This window comes from Sphingomonas suaedae (genome assembly GCF_007833215.1).
In the GTDB taxonomy this organism is placed as follows: domain Bacteria; phylum Pseudomonadota; class Alphaproteobacteria; order Sphingomonadales; family Sphingomonadaceae; genus Sphingomonas; species Sphingomonas suaedae.
Window position 1 is genome coordinate 413146 of the sequence record NZ_CP042239.1, and the last position, 14141, is coordinate 427286.

At 64.9% G+C, this 14141-nt stretch carries 14 protein-coding genes; 5 read left to right on the forward strand and 9 right to left on the reverse strand.

All coding sequences use genetic code 11. The features are described 5' to 3' along the window. Positions 1 to 8: 8 nt before the first annotated feature. Complete coding sequence (locus FPZ54_RS02045) at positions 9 to 872, forward strand: ROK family protein (RefSeq protein WP_145844607.1); 864 nt, start codon at positions 9 to 11, stop codon at positions 870 to 872. 8 nt (positions 873 to 880) lie between these two features. Here the strand turns inward: FPZ54_RS02045 and FPZ54_RS02050 are convergent, their stop codons facing one another. Genes FPZ54_RS02050 through ectA form a run of 7 tightly spaced genes read right to left on the reverse strand, consistent with a single transcriptional unit; the run spans position 881 to position 8181 of the window. Then, positions 881 to 2263, reverse strand: coding sequence for an MFS transporter (locus tag FPZ54_RS02050; protein ID WP_145844608.1), 1383 nt, complete (start codon positions 2261 to 2263; stop codon positions 881 to 883). Positions 2264 to 2265: 2 nt separating this feature from the next. After that, a complete protein-coding gene (locus tag FPZ54_RS02055; protein WP_145844610.1) occupies positions 2266 to 3513 on the reverse strand; it encodes an MFS transporter in 1248 nt (415 codons plus the stop codon). 8 nt (positions 3514 to 3521) lie between these two features. Further along, positions 3522 to 4988 (reverse strand): aspartate kinase, encoded by a 1467-nt coding sequence (locus FPZ54_RS02060; RefSeq protein WP_239019672.1) that lies wholly within the window; start codon positions 4986 to 4988, stop codon positions 3522 to 3524. Further along, complete coding sequence (gene thpD / locus FPZ54_RS02065; RefSeq protein ID WP_145844611.1) at positions 4985 to 5905, reverse strand: ectoine hydroxylase; 921 nt, start codon at positions 5903 to 5905, stop codon at positions 4985 to 4987. The genes FPZ54_RS02060 and thpD overlap by 4 nt, the downstream gene beginning before the upstream one ends. Positions 5906 to 5933: 28 nt before the next feature. Further along, positions 5934 to 6350, reverse strand: a complete 417-nt coding sequence (locus tag FPZ54_RS02070; RefSeq protein ID WP_145844612.1) for an ectoine synthase — start codon at positions 6348 to 6350, stop codon at positions 5934 to 5936. A 20-nt stretch (positions 6351 to 6370) separates the two neighbouring features. Further along, complete coding sequence (gene ectB / locus FPZ54_RS02075) at positions 6371 to 7675, reverse strand: diaminobutyrate--2-oxoglutarate transaminase (RefSeq protein WP_145844614.1); 1305 nt, start codon at positions 7673 to 7675, stop codon at positions 6371 to 6373. Then, positions 7672 to 8181 (reverse strand): diaminobutyrate acetyltransferase, encoded by a 510-nt coding sequence (ectA, locus tag FPZ54_RS02080; RefSeq protein WP_145844616.1) that lies wholly within the window; start codon positions 8179 to 8181, stop codon positions 7672 to 7674. Before ectA ends, ectB begins: the two co-directional genes overlap by 4 nt. A gap of 270 nt (positions 8182 to 8451) precedes the next feature. Between ectA and FPZ54_RS02085 the strand changes: the two genes are divergently transcribed. Next, entirely contained in the window at positions 8452 to 8955 is a 504-nt protein-coding gene (locus tag FPZ54_RS02085; protein WP_145844618.1) for a MarR family winged helix-turn-helix transcriptional regulator, read from the forward strand. Between the two features lie 89 nt (positions 8956 to 9044). On the opposite strand, the gene FPZ54_RS02090 is transcribed toward FPZ54_RS02085, so the two are convergent. Both FPZ54_RS02090 and FPZ54_RS02095 read right to left on the reverse strand, forming a co-directional pair. After that, entirely contained in the window at positions 9045 to 9281 is a 237-nt protein-coding gene (locus FPZ54_RS02090) for a hypothetical protein (RefSeq protein ID WP_145844620.1), read from the reverse strand. 140 nt (positions 9282 to 9421) lie between these two features. Then, positions 9422 to 10792 carry a M28 family peptidase gene (locus FPZ54_RS02095; protein WP_239019673.1) on the reverse strand — a complete coding sequence of 457 codons (1371 nt, stop codon included), beginning with the start codon at positions 10790 to 10792 and terminating at the stop codon, positions 9422 to 9424. Between the two features lie 76 nt (positions 10793 to 10868). Between FPZ54_RS02095 and FPZ54_RS02100 the strand changes: the two genes are divergently transcribed. The 3 genes from FPZ54_RS02100 (at position 10869) to FPZ54_RS02110 (ending at position 14138) form a co-directional block, all read left to right on the forward strand. Next, positions 10869 to 11348 carry a hypothetical protein gene (locus tag FPZ54_RS02100; protein ID WP_145844624.1) on the forward strand — a complete coding sequence of 160 codons (480 nt, stop codon included), beginning with the start codon at positions 10869 to 10871 and terminating at the stop codon, positions 11346 to 11348. A 77-nt stretch (positions 11349 to 11425) separates the two neighbouring features. After that, a complete protein-coding gene (gene ettA / locus FPZ54_RS02105) occupies positions 11426 to 13105 on the forward strand; it encodes an energy-dependent translational throttle protein EttA (protein WP_145844626.1) in 1680 nt (559 codons plus the stop codon). A 46-nt stretch (positions 13106 to 13151) separates the two neighbouring features. Further along, positions 13152 to 14138, forward strand: coding sequence for a phytanoyl-CoA dioxygenase family protein (locus tag FPZ54_RS02110; RefSeq protein ID WP_145844628.1), 987 nt, complete (start codon positions 13152 to 13154; stop codon positions 14136 to 14138). The last annotated feature ends 3 nt before the right edge of the window (positions 14139 to 14141 follow it).

Here is a 14141-nt window from a genome sequence, read left to right on the forward strand (position 1 = left end):
CTGGCGTGATGCCCAACCCGATTTACCTCGCGATCGAAACCGGCGGGACCAAGCTGCTCGCGCGGCTGGTCCGCGGCAACGCGACCCTTGCCGAAGGGCGCTGGCCGACGACCACGCCTGGTGAGGCGATTGCGGCCCTGCTCGCCTTTGTCGAGGGCGTACCGGTCGCGGCGGTGGGCATCGCCGCCTTTGGCCCGATCGTCGTCGATCCCGCCGCGGCCAATCATGGCGAGGTGCTGGCCACGCCCAAGCCGGGCTGGACGGGCGCCAATCTGCGCGCGGCGCTAGCGCGGCAGCTCGGCGTATCGGTGACGGTCGATACCGACGTCAACGCCGCCGCGCTGGCCGAAGCGGCGATCGGGGCGGGACGGGGGTGCGCAAGCGTCGCCTATGTTACCGTCGGCACCGGCATCGGCGCTGGGCTGGCCCGCGACGGCCGCACGCTCGGCGGCGCGTTGCACCCGGAGATGGGGCATGTGCCGGTGCTGCGGGTCGCTGGGGACGATGCGCCGAGCAGCTGTCCTTTTCATCCGAGCTGCGTCGAGGGACTGGCGGCCGGGCCTGCGGTGCAACGTCGGCTGAACGGCGCGGCGCTGCAGGACCAGCCCGAGACCTTTGCGGCAGTCGCCGACTATCTCGGCCAGCTGTTCGCCACGATCGTCCTTGCCTGGTCGCCCCACCGCATTGTTGCGGGCGGCGGCGTGCTTGGCGTTCCAGGCCTGCGCGCCCGAGCAGCGGAACGGATGCTGGCCGCGCTCGGCGGCTACGGTGTCGGAGCGGCGGCCGGTAGCTCCGAATTTATCGCCGCGCCCGCGCTCGAGAATGCGGGGCTGGAGGGCGCGCTGCTGCTTGCCCGCCGAGCTTTGGGCTAGGGTCCGATTCAGGTCCGCCGCATCGCGGGACTGGCCCGCTCCCCACCCGTTTCAGCTTTGCTGAAATTCTCGCGTCGCGCGAACGGGTCCTCGCGCATCGAACGTCCCGCCGTCTCGGGCATGTAGCGCAGCGTGATCAGCCCGATCACACAGGCCAGCATCATGTAGAATGCCGGCATCAGCTCGTTTCCGGTCCAGCTGATCAGCCCGCTGCCGATCGCCGGAGCGGTTCCGCCGAAGATCGAGGTCGAGACGTTGTAGGCGATGGCGAACCCGGCGAACCGCACGCTGGTCGGGAACAATGCCGGAAAGGTCGCGGTGATCGTCGCGAGCTGGGGGACGTAGAGCAGGCCGAGCAGCACGAAGCCCACAATCGCCCCGGCCAGACCGGTACCCATAAGCAGGTAGAGCGGAACGGCAAAGACCAGCAGGCCGATCAGCGACCAGCGCCACATCGGTCGCCGCCCGATCCGGTCGGACAGCGCCCCGGCATAGGGAAGAAAGACCATCATCATCAACATGCCGATGATCGGCACCACCAGCGCCTGATCGGTGGTCAGCCCGATGCGCCGCGAGAGGTAGGTCGGCATGTAGCTGAGCAACGTATAGTTGACCACGTTGAGCGCGATCACCAGCCCGCCGACGACGAGCAGGGGACGCCAGTAATTGCGGGCAATGGCGCCAAGGCCGGGCGCCGCGCGTCCTTCCGCCACCACCTGCTCCTCAAGAAATACCGGCGTATCTTCGAGCTTCGAGCGCAGATACATGCCCACCAGTCCCATTGGTGCTGCCACCAGGAACGGGATGCGCCACCCCCAGTCGTGCATCACCGCATCACCCAGTAGCAGCGAGAAGGCGAGCATCAGCGCGGCGCCGAAGGAAAAGCCCGCCAGCGTCCCGAATTCAAGGAAGCTGCCATAGAAACCACGCCGGTCGTCGGGCGCATATTCGGCCATAAAGGTCGCCGCCCCGCCATATTCGCCACCGGTCGAAAAACCCTGGATCATTCGCAATGCGATCAGCAGCGCGGGTGCCCACCAGCCGATCGTCGCATAGGACGGTATCAGTCCGACGCCCAGCGTCGCGCCTGCCATCAGCAATATGGTAAGCGCCAGCACCGACTTGCGCCCGATCCGATCGCCCAGCGGCCCCCAGAACAGGCCCCCGAGCGGGCGGATCAGGAAGGAGATGGCAAAGGTGGCGAGCGCGAACAACACGGCCTCATCCGTCTCGCCCGGGAACAGCGCGGCAGAGATATAGGTCACGCCATAGGCATAGATGCCGTAATCGAACCACTCGGTCGCATTGCCCAGCGCGGATGCGGTGATCGCGCGGCGCAGCGTCGAGGGATCGGACACGGTATCGGCGGGGGTGAGCATGGCCTGGGTCATGATTAGCCTTTCTGCGGCTGGGGCTGGGCGTCATCGGACGATGCCGGGTCGAGCAGCGCGGCGACGGGGGTCGTGCGGGGCAGGATCTGAAAATCCTGCTGCGCGGCGTCGGGCACCGGCTGGGTCGCGGCAAGGCGCCACAGGCCAAAGCCAAGCATCGCAGCGGTGCAGAGCGCGATGAACAGGAACAACCCGCCTGGCCCGGCAAGCGTCATCGCCGATGCCGCTCCCATCGGCCCGAGTGCGGCGCCGACCGAATAGAGCAGCACCAGCTGGCCACTGGCGCTTACGCGCTCGGACGGCAGCAGGCGGTCGTTGGCGTGCGCCACGCAAAGCGGATAGAGCGCAAAGCTCAGTCCGCCGAAGCCGAACCCGAGCACCAGCAGCGCGAGACCGCGCATCTCCGTCGCAAGGGCGGCGGAAATCGCCAGCGTGACGGCGAAGCAGCCGATGATGACGCGGCGACGGTCGTAGCGATCCGACAGTCGCCCAAGCGGCCATTGCAGCGCCACGCCGCCGAGGATGACGACCATCATGAATGTGCCCGTATCGGCGAGGCTCAGCCCCAGCCGCCGCGCATAGATTGCCGCCAGCCCGTAAAAGGCGCCGAGTGCAAGGCCGGTGACCCCGGCCCCCGCAACCCCCAGAGGCGATGCGATGAACAGGCGGCGCAGCGATAGCGGCTCGACTTCGCCGAGCATCGGCGCGGCGCTGCGGGTCAGGCAGATCGGGATGATCGCAAGCGAGATCAGGATCGACGCGAGTTCGAACGGCACCGCCGGTACCGTCTTGCCGGTCTGGAGCAGCAATTGGCCCAGTGCCTGACCGGAATAGAGCGCGACCATGTAGAAGGCGAGCACCGACCCGCGCGTTTCGGGTTCCGCCCGGTCGTTCAGCCAGCTTTCCAGACAGATGAAGACGCCCGCGATGCAGATCCCGTCGACAAGACGCAACGCGGCCCAAAGCAGCGGGTGCTGGAGCAACGCATAGGTCAGCGTGCTGGCCGACAGCAGCGCGACAAAGGCGGCAAAGGCGCGGATATGGCCGACCCGGCGGACGATCTCCCCGGAGCGCAACGCGCCAAGGACCAGCCCGCCAAAATAGGCGGTCGCGACCAGGCCGATGACCATGGTTCCGCTGCCCGCACGCTCGAGCCGCAGCCCGATCAGCGTGGACAGAAAGCCGCTGCCGGCCATCATCACGAAGATCGCCAGCAGCAGGCTCTGGACGGGGCGGGTCGCCGCGAACATCGAAGGGGTCAGGCCGCTCGACGGCCTGACGCCGTATCCTCCGCGTCGCGAACATCCTCGATCAGCGCATTGTGCAGCACGCACACTGCCCGTTCGAAGTCCGGGGATTCGACGATGAACTGCACATCGACGTTGCGGATCTGGTGCTGGATCGCGATCACGCCGATCCCGGCATCGTCGAGTGCACGCAGCGCGTCGCCGACCAGGCCGGGCCGCGAGATGTCGCTGCCGATCGCCGCGACCATCGCCACCGGATGCGCCGAGATCGCCGCGTCGGGATAGCGTTCTTCCAGGTCGGTAATCACCTTCTTCACCGCCCCGGCGCTCGCCGAGAGATAGTGAGTGATCGTGTTCGCGTTGGAGGACTTGCTGACGATCCAGATCCCGTGCCGCGTCAATACGTCGAGGATCGTGGCGTCATAGCCCTTCACCCCGACCATATCCTGTTCGAAGAATTGCAGCGCCTGCATCTGGCGGATGCCGGTGATGATCTCGACGCGCGGCTCTTCCGAGACATAGTCCCCGCGCACCAGCGTGCCCGCATCCTGGCGATCGAACGTGTTGCGCACGCGTAGGGGAATATCGGTCTGGCGCAGCCCGCGCCCGGCACCCGGGTGGATCGCCTCCATGCCCAGATTGGCGAGCTGGTCGGCAACGTCGTAATTGGTGCGGCCGATCTTGCGCGCCTTGTCGACGCCGACCAGCTTGGGGTCGGCGCTGGAGAGATGGAACTCCTTGTGGATGATCGCCTCGCGCGCACCGGTCATGACGGCGATGCGCGAGAAGGTCATCTCGGTATAGCCGCGCGCATAGCGCCGCACCATGCCGCCGGTGCAGCCCGCATAGCCGGTGACGATCGGCAGCGTGGTGGCGAGATCAATCTCGGCAAACGCCTCCGTGACCCGCTCGTCCAGCGTGCGCGGGTCTTCCTCGTTCCAGAGGGTGAGGTCGACGAAGCGCGCATTGACGTCGCGGTCGCGCAGCAACAGCGCGGTGCTATGTGCGCTATGGGCCTCCCCCAGCCCGGCGAGCAATTCGCGCACCGTAACCAGCTGTTCCTTCACGCAGAAGCGCCCATGGCTGCGCAGTCGTGCAAGATCGTCGAGACAGGCGGTCACCGCGTCCAGACGTTCGTCGACGAACGCGTCCGCCTCAGCCCGGCTCGCGGGCCGCACGAACATCTCGGCGTTGCGCTCCCGCATCGCGGTGCGGACCGCTTCCATCGCCGCGCGCCAGCCGTCATTGCTCTCGTCATCGGCGACGAAACGGCCATAGACGCCCGGCTCGCCGGTTTTCTTGTTCTCCAGTAGCAAATTGGTCATCCCGGCATAGGCCGAGACGACGAAAATGCGATTGTACAGATCCGGACCCGATCGGCCCGCGATCAAGACATTGTCGAACAATGTCGCGGTCGCGGCCATCGACGTGCCGCCGATCTTCTCGACGCTGTGCGTCCCCTTTTCGGCCATGCTCATGCCGCCACCCGTTCGATCAGATCGCCATGCGCGGGCTCGATCGCGGTCGGCTCGCCGCGATCGGCGAGGAACCAGGGTCGTGGCTTTTCGACCCCGAAGGGCGCCTCGAGCCGATTGCTGACGGCGTTATAGACCATGAAGGCGTTGGCGCGCGGGAAGGGCGTGATGTTGCCGTTCGACCCATGCATCATGTTGCAGTCGAAGATCACCACGGTACCCGGCGCGCCGGTCGGCGCGACGATGCCGTGCTTGTGCGCCAGTTCGGCCAGGCTGTCCGCGTCGGGGACACCATATTCCTGTTTCTTGAGCGAACTGAGATAATGGTCGTCGGGCGTCTCGCCCACACAGGTCAGATAGGTGCGGTGTGACCCCGGAATCAGCATCAGCGGACCGTTGTGCTGGGTATTCTCCGCCAGCAGCACCGACATGGACAGCGCACGCATCCGCGGCATTCCGTCCTCGACATGCCAGGTTTCGAAATCGCTGTGCCAGTAGAACTCCTTGCCCTTGAACCCGGGTTTGTAGTTCAGCCGCGACTGGTGGATGTAGACTTGGTCGCCGAGCAGGAAGCTGGCAACATCGGCCAGCCGCGCATCGGCGGCGAGGCGCGCGATCACATCGCTCTGGCGATGGACTTCGAAGATCGACCGAATCTCGTTGCTCTGCGGCTCGGCGATGATCGTCTCGGCGTCGAGCGCGTCCGGGTCGGCCAGCAACGTCCCTGCGGCGCGCTGGAGATAGGCGACCTCGTCCTCGGAGAAGATGTTTTCGAGGACGATATAGCCGTCGCGATCAAATTGTTCGGTCTGCGCGCGCGTCAGCGGCGCATCGGGCGTCCATGTCGAATGGACGACAGGGTCCTGCCGCGGCCGCATCTCAGCAGCGGCCGCGTGACGGGACGGGTAGATGTCTTGCATGGGACTTCCCCCTTGGATGTCGTGGAATTCAGTCGGCGGGCGCGGGCTCGCGCACGAAGTCGGCCTCGGCCGGATAGGCGCCGGTCTCGTCATGGATTTCGCGACCGGTGACCGGCGGATTGAAGACGCAGGCAGTGAGGATGTCTGTCTCGGGCCGGACGATGTGCCGGTCATGCTCGTTGAGCGCGTACATCACGCCGGGCTTCAGCTCATGCGTCTCGCCGGTACCCAGATCCTCGATCGTTCCCGTGCCCTTGAGCACGAATACCGATTCGAGGTGGTTCTGATAATGCATCTTGAGTTCCGTCCCCGCATTCAGCGTGGTGATGTGGAACGAGAAGCCCATCCCGTCATCCTTGAGCAGCATCCGGGCGCTGGCCCAGCCATCGGACGAGCGAACATTGCGGTCGGACTTGCGGACTTCGTTGAGGTTGCGGACGATCATATTGATTTCCTTCGCTATTGTTATTCGGCGGCGACGGCGTAATCGGTTGCCATCGCAGCGCGGATGTTGCTTTCGAGAATGTCGAGGCCGGCGATCAGCACCGCATCGTCGATGACGAGCGGCGCGAGCACCTTGATCACCTCGTCATGAGCGCCACTGGTCTCGATGATCAGGCCCTGGTCGAAACAGGCGCCGGTGATCGTCGCGGCAAGCTCGCCCGACCCGACGTTGAGACCGCGCATCATGCCACGACCGCGCTGTTCGAAACCGAACTCGGTGGCGAGCTTGTCGAACCGCTGTTCGACCAGTTCGCCGCGGCGGCGGACATCGGCCTGAAATGTGTCATCGCTCCAGAAGTGGCGGAGCGCGGCGGTGGCGGTCACGAACGCGTGGTTGTTACCGCGGAACGTGCCATTGTGTTCGCCCGGCGACCATTGGTCGAGCTCGGGGCTGAACAGCGTCAGTGCGAACGGCAGGCCCATGCCCGACAGCGACTTGGCGAGCGTGACGATATCGGGGGTGAACCCCATATCCTCGAAGCTGAAGAAACCGCCGGTGCGGCCACAGCCTGCCTGAATATCGTCGACGATCAGCAATGCGCCATGCGCCTTGGCGATCTGTGCGATCTTCCGCAGCCATTCCGGAGACGCGGCGTTGAGACCGCCTTCGCCCTGCACGGTCTCGACCAGGATCGCTGCGGGGGCATCGAGCCCGCTTGACGGGTCGGCAAGGCGCTGTTCAAGCAGGTCGGCGGTATCGACATCGGGGCCATAATAGCCGTCATAGGGTTCATGGCTTACATGGCTGAGCGGAACGCCCGCGCCGCCGCGCTTTGCGGCATTGCCGGTGCAGGCGAGCGCGCCCAGCGTCATCCCGTGAAAGCCGTTGGTGAACGCGATCACCATCTCGCGCCCGGTCACCTTGCGGGCCAGCTTGATTGCGGCTTCGACTGCGTTGGTGCCGGTCGGGCCGGTGAACATCGCGCGATAATCGAGCCCGCGCGGCTTCAGGATCACATCCTCGAACGTCGTGAGGAAGTCCTGCTTGGCGTCGGTATGCAGGTCCAGGCCATGGGTAATCCCATCGCCAGCGATATAGTCAAGCAGGGCCTGCTTCATGATCGGATGATTGTGGCCGTAATTCAGCGTCGAGCAGCCCGACAGGAAGTCGAGATACCGGCCGCCCTGATTGTCGTACATCCAGACATTTTCGGCGCGACCGAACTGGCGCGGCATAGCGCGCGCATAGCTGCGGACGCCGGATTCGCGGCGCTCATAGATGTCGCGATCAGGTATCTGGTGCGAAGGTTTCGGTGTGGTCGTCATGATAGTCCCCGTTCTTCCTGCATGTTATCTTTTTTGAGCGGCCCGATCCGGGCCTGAAATTCGGTGGCGTGCGCCCCGGCGAAATGGGTCTCGCGATCGAACGCGACGCTGCGCTCCAGATCGGCCCCATGATCGCGCGCGAGGCTGCGGAACAGCGCCCAGGACGCCTCGTTATCGTCCGTCACCGTGGTGATCAGATGCTTGACCCCGGCCTGCGCCGGCCGCGCCAGCAGCGCATCGATCATGCGCCGCGCGAGCCGCTGGCCACGCGCTTCCGCCGCGACCGCTACCTGCCACACGAAAAATGCGTCCGGATCGCTGGGCGGGCGATGGCCCGACACCCAGCCAACCACGCGTCCGTCACGCTCCGCCACGATGCAATGATCGGCGAAATGCGTGCACTGGATCAGGTTGCAATAGGCGGAATTGCGATCGAGCGGCGGACAGGCCGCGATCAGCGCCGTGACGGCAGGGCCGTCGGTCGCGTCGGGCTTGCGGAACTGCAACGCGGCGTCCGGAGCCGGTAAGTCGTTAGAATTTCTCCCCGAAGGTGATGCCTCCTCGTCGGCTTGCCGATCGAATATTTTTCATCTCCCAAAATAAATAGCCCGCCCACTGATCCGTGGCCCGGCTTCAACACGGCAAGAAATATAAGGTTCCGGTCTCGGATCGCAACCCATTGGCGGGAAAATGCTTCGGATGATGAAATATCAAAGCCCGACAGCCGAAGCCGCCGGGCGATTGGGAAAACTGCGCTCGCCCGCTAACAGAGAAGGATGGACTCAGAGATTGCACGTTCGACGCTACGCGGTCTTCGGCGTATCCTCCGCGCGACCGAGACAGGGAATCGGCGCCTCGCCGCCGCCACCGGCCTCACTCCGTCACAACTGCTTGTGCTGCGCGAGATTGATGCCACCGCTGGCGTGACGCCGAGTGCGGTGGCGCATCGCCTGCAGTTCAGCCATGCGACGATCACGGCGATCGTCGATCAGCTGGTTGCGCGTGGCTTCGTCACCCGCGCGCGCGGCGAGCGCGACAAGCGCCAGTCGTTGCTGACGTCAACGCCGGAAGGCGCGCGGAGCCTGTCCGAGGCGCCCGACATGTTGCAGGAACGATTTGCCGAAGGGTTCGACCGGCTGCCGGAATGGGAGAAGGCGATGATCCTGGCCGCCATCGAGAGGTTGTCGATCATACTGGGCGTGGAGGCCAGCGATGCTGCACCGCTGCTCGACAGCGGCGCGATCGACCGCGTGGGAAGTGGGCCGATTCAGCAAGGCTGATCCCAGCGCAAATAAAAAGGGCGCCCCCGAAGGGACGCCCTTTCAATTCGACCGGGTTCGGAAAGAACCCAGGAAGAACGGGTGCGAGATTACTCGACCGCGTTGCCAGCCGCGTCAGCAGCTTCTTCCATGTTGTCGGCAGCGTTCTCAAGCGCGTCCTCGGCGACTTCGTTGGTCGCGTTGTCGGCCATCATTTCCATGTTGTCGGCGCTCTCTTCCAGAGCTTCGGCAACGTTCTCGGCAGTGTTGTTGGCGGTCGGCGCGGTCTCGCAGGCGGCGAGCGACATCAGGCCGGTCGCGGCAGCGACGATGAGGACCTTCTTCATTCGATTGCTCCCAAGCAAATTATTCGGTTCGCCCCGGCCCGATTGCCGTGCGAGTTAGTCGGAATAACGCCCGTTACGCGCCCGTCAATGGAAATTCATCTGACAGCAAGGTTTGACGCGGGCGAAAATGGTGCGGTGCGTCACTTGGTCGATCCGATTTCCTCGGGCGCATTGGCGACCACCGCGAGCATCGCGGTCCAGGCGGCGACATTCTGGCGCAGCTGCACCGGATCCACCTTGTCCAGCGTGTCGTCGGGCGTGTGGTGGAGGTCGAAATAGCGGGTGCCGTCCTGTTGCAGGTCGATGCCTGCGACGCCTGATGCGATCAGGGCGGCGATATCCGCGCCACCGCCTGCCGGGGTGCGCCCGCGGGCGATGCCGAGCGGGGCAAGCGCGGAGGCGACCCGCTCGCTCACCGCCTTTGCGCTGTCCGGCAGCTTGAAATCGACCCGCCAGACGCGGTCCGCGCCGAAATCCGACTCGGCGGCGAGGGCGTGCTTTTCGCCCTGGTGCGCATCGAAATAGGCCTTGCCGCCAAATATCCCCACTTCCTCCGCCCCAGCCCAGAGGATGCGAATCGTGCGGCGCGGCGTTCCGGCCTCCATGACCCGTTTCGCGGCGGCGGCGACGATGCCGCATCCGGTGGCGTCGTCGAACGCACCGGTGCCGAGATCCCAGCTGTCGAGATGACAGGCGACCACCACCAGCCCTGCCGCAGGGTCGCTGCCCGGTACTTCGGCGATGACATTGCCCGATTTGGTGGTGCCGATTTGGCGCGGGGTGAGGGTGAGCCTGACCTTTACCGGCTGACCGCGCTTCAGGATCCGCTCGAGCTGTTCGGCATCGGGGATGGAGAGCGCCGCGGCGGGGATCGGCTTAACGCCATCAGGGAAGCCGGTGCCGCCCGCATGGGGATTGCGATGATAATCAGTGCCGACCGAACGAATCAGAATGCCCGCAGCGCCCTTCGCGGCTGCCGTGGCGGGGCCGCTGCGGCGTACCGCGCCATAGGCGCCATATTGCGACCCGTCCTGGGTGCGGGTCATCGCATGGCTGACAAAGGCGATCTTGCCCTTGAGGCTGCCTTCGGAGGCGGCCTGCAATGCGGCGAGGTCGGTGAAATAGACGATCTCGCCCTCAAGTCCCGTCGCGGGGGTTGCGCCGGAATTGCCGAGCGCGGTGAGCCGCAGCGGCTGGGGGAAGGGGGCGAGCACTTCCAGGGTTTCCGCACCCCGGACCCAGGTTTTCATGTCGAATGGCTCGTCGCGGACATTGCTGAAGCCGAGTGCTGTGAGCTTCTTCACCGCCCATGCCCGCGCGCGGGCTTCCGCTTCAGTTCCTGCCAGGCGAGGGCCGACCTCTGTCGTCAGCCCTTCGGTAATGTCCCATGCGAGCTCGTCCTTGAGCGCGGCATCGCGCAACGCGGCGACGTCGATCGTCTGCGCGAACGCTGTGGCGGGAAGCGCGATCAGGGCGGTCGCGACGGCGAAGTGAGTGAGATTAGGCATCATTCGGCCAGTCCTACGCATTGAAATTGCATTCGTCACGACCGTTGCCGTCGGACGATGCGGATTTTACGCTTGCCGGGTGGATGATGATTCAGAACTGTTCGACCGGATCGTTGCGTTCGTGCGCGGGGTCGGGATTTCGGTAACGACCGGGCAGGTGGCGCCCGATTCCTTCCTGCCCGCCATTGCGGTGGTCGATGGCAGACTGGTCATCGACCGGGCGCGCCTGCAATGGCCGGGCGATATCCTGCACGAGGCGGGGCATATCGCGGTTACGGAAGCGGCGGCGCGCGCCACCCTGAATGCCGTGCCGGACGATGGCGGAGAGGAACTCGCGGCGATCGCCTGGTCCTATGCAGCGGCGCGGGCGATCGGGCTCGACTCGCGAACGCTGTTCCACGCGCAGGGCTATCGCGGCGACGGCGACTGGCTGGCGGAAACGTTCGACGGCGGGACCTATATCGGCCTGCCGATGCTGGTGTGGATGGGGATGGCCGGCGACCCGTCCGATGCGAGTGACGGGCCGACCTATCCGACGATGCGCCGCTGGCTGCGCTAGGTTTGCCATAACCGGGCGCCGTCGCTACATCGCGCTTCAAATCCAGACCCACAAATTCGATCGATCGGAGACCCCAGTTGGCCGCCCAATATGCTTTCGTCATGAAGGACATGACCAAGACCTTCCCCGGCGCGCAGAAGCCGGTGCTGAGCAATATCAACCTGCAATTCTATCAAGGTGCCAAGATCGGCATCGTCGGCCCAAACGGCGCGGGCAAATCGACCCTGATCAAGATCATGGCCGGGATCGACAAGGATTTCACCGGCGAGGCGTGGCCGGGCGAAAACATTACCGTCGGGTATCTGGAGCAGGAGCCGCAGCTCGACCCCAGCAAGTCGGTGCTGGAGAATGTCAAGGACGGCGCTCGCGAGACCGCCGACCTGGTCGAGCGGTTCAACGCCATCTCCGCCGAAATGGGCGATCCTCAGGAGGATACCGATTTCGACGCGCTGATGGAGGAGATGGGGACGCTTCAGGAAAAGATCGACGCGGTCGATGGCTGGACGCTCGACAATCAACTCGAGGTCGCGATGGAAGCGCTGCGCTGCCCGCCGGGCGACTGGAGCGTCGACAATCTGTCGGGCGGTGAAAAGCGCCGCGTCGCGCTCACCCGGCTGCTCATCCAGAAGCCGTCGATCCTGCTGCTCGACGAGCCGACCAACCATCTCGATGCGGAAAGCGTCGAATGGCTCGAAAAGCATCTCAAGGATTATCACGGCGCCGTGCTGATGATCACCCACGATCGCTATTTCCTCGACAATGTCGTGGAGTGGATTCTGGAGCTCGATCGCGGGAAATATTTCCCTTATGAAGGCAATTACTCGACCTATCTGGAGAAGAAGGCCAAGCGCCTGGAGCAGGAGGATCGCGAGGCAACCGGTCGCCAGAAGGCGATCAAGGACGAGCTGGAGTGGATCCGCGCCGGCACCAAGGGCCGCCAGACCAAGTCCAAAGCCCGTATCGCCAAGTTCGACCAGCTCGTTGCGGCGCAGGAGAACCGCACGCCAGGCAAGGCGCAGATCGTCATCCAGGTGCCTGAGCGGCTGGGCGGCAAAGTGATCGAGGTCAACAATGTCTCCAAGGCCTATGGCGACAAATTGCTGTTCGAGAATCTGTCCTTCACGCTGCCCGCAGGCGGCATCGTCGGGGTGATCGGCCCGAACGGCGCGGGTAAATCGACGCTGTTCAAGCTGATCACCGGGCAAGAGACGCCCGACAGCGGCACGATCGAAATGGGCACGACGGTGCGTCTCGGCTATGTCGACCAGAGCCGCGATCACCTCGACCCGACAAAGAATGTCTGGGAGGAAATCTCCGACGGGCTCGATTACATGAAGGTCAATGGCCACGACCAGTCGACCCGCGCCTATGTCGGCGCGTTCAACTTCAAGGGGCAGGACCAGCAGAAGAATGTCGGTAAGCTGTCGGGTGGTGAGCGCAACCGCGTCAACATCGCCAAGATGCTGAAAAAGGGCGGCAACGTGCTGCTGCTCGACGAACCGACCAACGATCTCGACGTCGAAACGCTGGGCGCGCTCGAAGAGGCGATCGAGAATTTCGCGGGCTGCGCGGTGGTCATCAGCCACGACCGCTTCTTCCTCGACCGTCTCGCCACCCACATCCTCGCCTTCGAAGGCAACAGCCATGTCGAATGGTTCGAGGGCAATTTCGAGGCCTATGAAGAGGACAAGCGTCGCCGCCTGGGCGATGCGGCGGATCGTCCGACGCGGCTGGCCTACAAGAAGCTGACGCGGTAAATCGCGCCTCTTGACGCGCATCGCCGTCGCCGGGAAGGTGGCGGCGATGCGGAGCTCCATCGATCTTTGTACACTCCGCGGCTTCGAGACGCTTTGGGCGCAATTGACGTTCCGGGAACCGCGTGCCGTCCCTCGCGACCAGCGTGAGCGGATGCTGCTCGACGCGCTGGGGCTGGGGATCGAGCAGGCGACCCTATATCTGGGGCGTGAGCGGCCCGATCTGGTAACGTTCGCGGCATGGGTTCTGGCGACGGCGGGGCCGCCGGACCCGGTCGCCATCGCCCGCTATCATGCCTGGCTGGACGGCGTGCCGCCGCCGCCCGCGGCGCAGGTGCGGATCGATGCGATCGCGGCGGCGCCCGATGTGCTCGATGCCGACGATCTGGCACATTGGGACCGTGAAGGATGGGTGATCCTTCGCAACGCAGTCAATCGACAGGAGGCTGCGGCCGCGGAGGCGCTGTTGTGGCGCATTCTGGATGCCGATCCGGATGACCCGGCGACCTGGTACGGCCATGAACTCAACGGTATCATGGTCCAGCATTTCCAGGATGCGGCGCTAGACGTCGCCCGCCGCTCGCCGCGCATCCACAAGGCGTTCGCGCAGCTCTGGGGCAGGGCTGATCTATGGAGCGCGGTGGACCGGATGAGCTTCAACCCGCCGGAAATCGCGGGACGCCCGTTTCAGGGACCACGAATGCACTGGGACGTCAGCCTGTCGCTGCCGATCCCGTTCGCGACGCAGGGCATCCTCTATCTGACCGATACGGCAGCGGATCAGGGCGCGTTCGCGCTCCTTCCCGGATTTCACCACCGGCTCGAAGCATGGCTGGAGCAAATCGGCGACGCCGATCCGCGCCTGATCCATCTCGACCCGCAGGCGATTCCGATCGCGGCGGGGGCGGGGGACCTGGTGATCTGGCGCCAGGACCTGCCGCACGGCGCCAGCCCCAACCGCTCGACGCGGCCGCGGATGGCGCAATATGTGAACTTCTATTCGCCGGAGCTGAAGGTCCACCGCGACTGGCGGTAAGCG

Coding starts and splice junctions, on each gene's coding strand:
- FPZ54_RS02085 (WP_145844618.1), top strand. CDS start 8,452: ATGGACTCAGAGATTGCACGTTCGACGCTACGCGGTCTTCGGCGTATC.
- FPZ54_RS02045 (WP_145844607.1), top strand. CDS start 9: ATGCCCAACCCGATTTACCTCGCGATCGAAACCGGCGGGACCAAGCTG.
- thpD (WP_145844611.1), bottom strand. CDS start 5,905: ATGCAAGACATCTACCCGTCCCGTCACGCGGCCGCTGCTGAGATGCGG.
- FPZ54_RS02090 (WP_145844620.1), bottom strand. CDS start 9,281: ATGAAGAAGGTCCTCATCGTCGCTGCCGCGACCGGCCTGATGTCGCTC.
- FPZ54_RS02050 (WP_145844608.1), bottom strand. CDS start 2,263: ATGACCCAGGCCATGCTCACCCCCGCCGATACCGTGTCCGATCCCTCG.
- ectB (WP_145844614.1), bottom strand. CDS start 7,675: ATGACGACCACACCGAAACCTTCGCACCAGATACCTGATCGCGACATC.
- FPZ54_RS02110 (WP_145844628.1), top strand. CDS start 13,152: ATGCGGAGCTCCATCGATCTTTGTACACTCCGCGGCTTCGAGACGCTT.
- FPZ54_RS02070 (WP_145844612.1), bottom strand. CDS start 6,350: ATGATCGTCCGCAACCTCAACGAAGTCCGCAAGTCCGACCGCAATGTT.
- FPZ54_RS02055 (WP_145844610.1), bottom strand. CDS start 3,513: ATGTTCGCGGCGACCCGCCCCGTCCAGAGCCTGCTGCTGGCGATCTTC.
- FPZ54_RS02095 (WP_239019673.1), bottom strand. CDS start 10,792: ATGATGCCTAATCTCACTCACTTCGCCGTCGCGACCGCCCTGATCGCG.
- FPZ54_RS02060 (WP_239019672.1), bottom strand. CDS start 4,988: ATGAGCATGGCCGAAAAGGGGACGCACAGCGTCGAGAAGATCGGCGGC.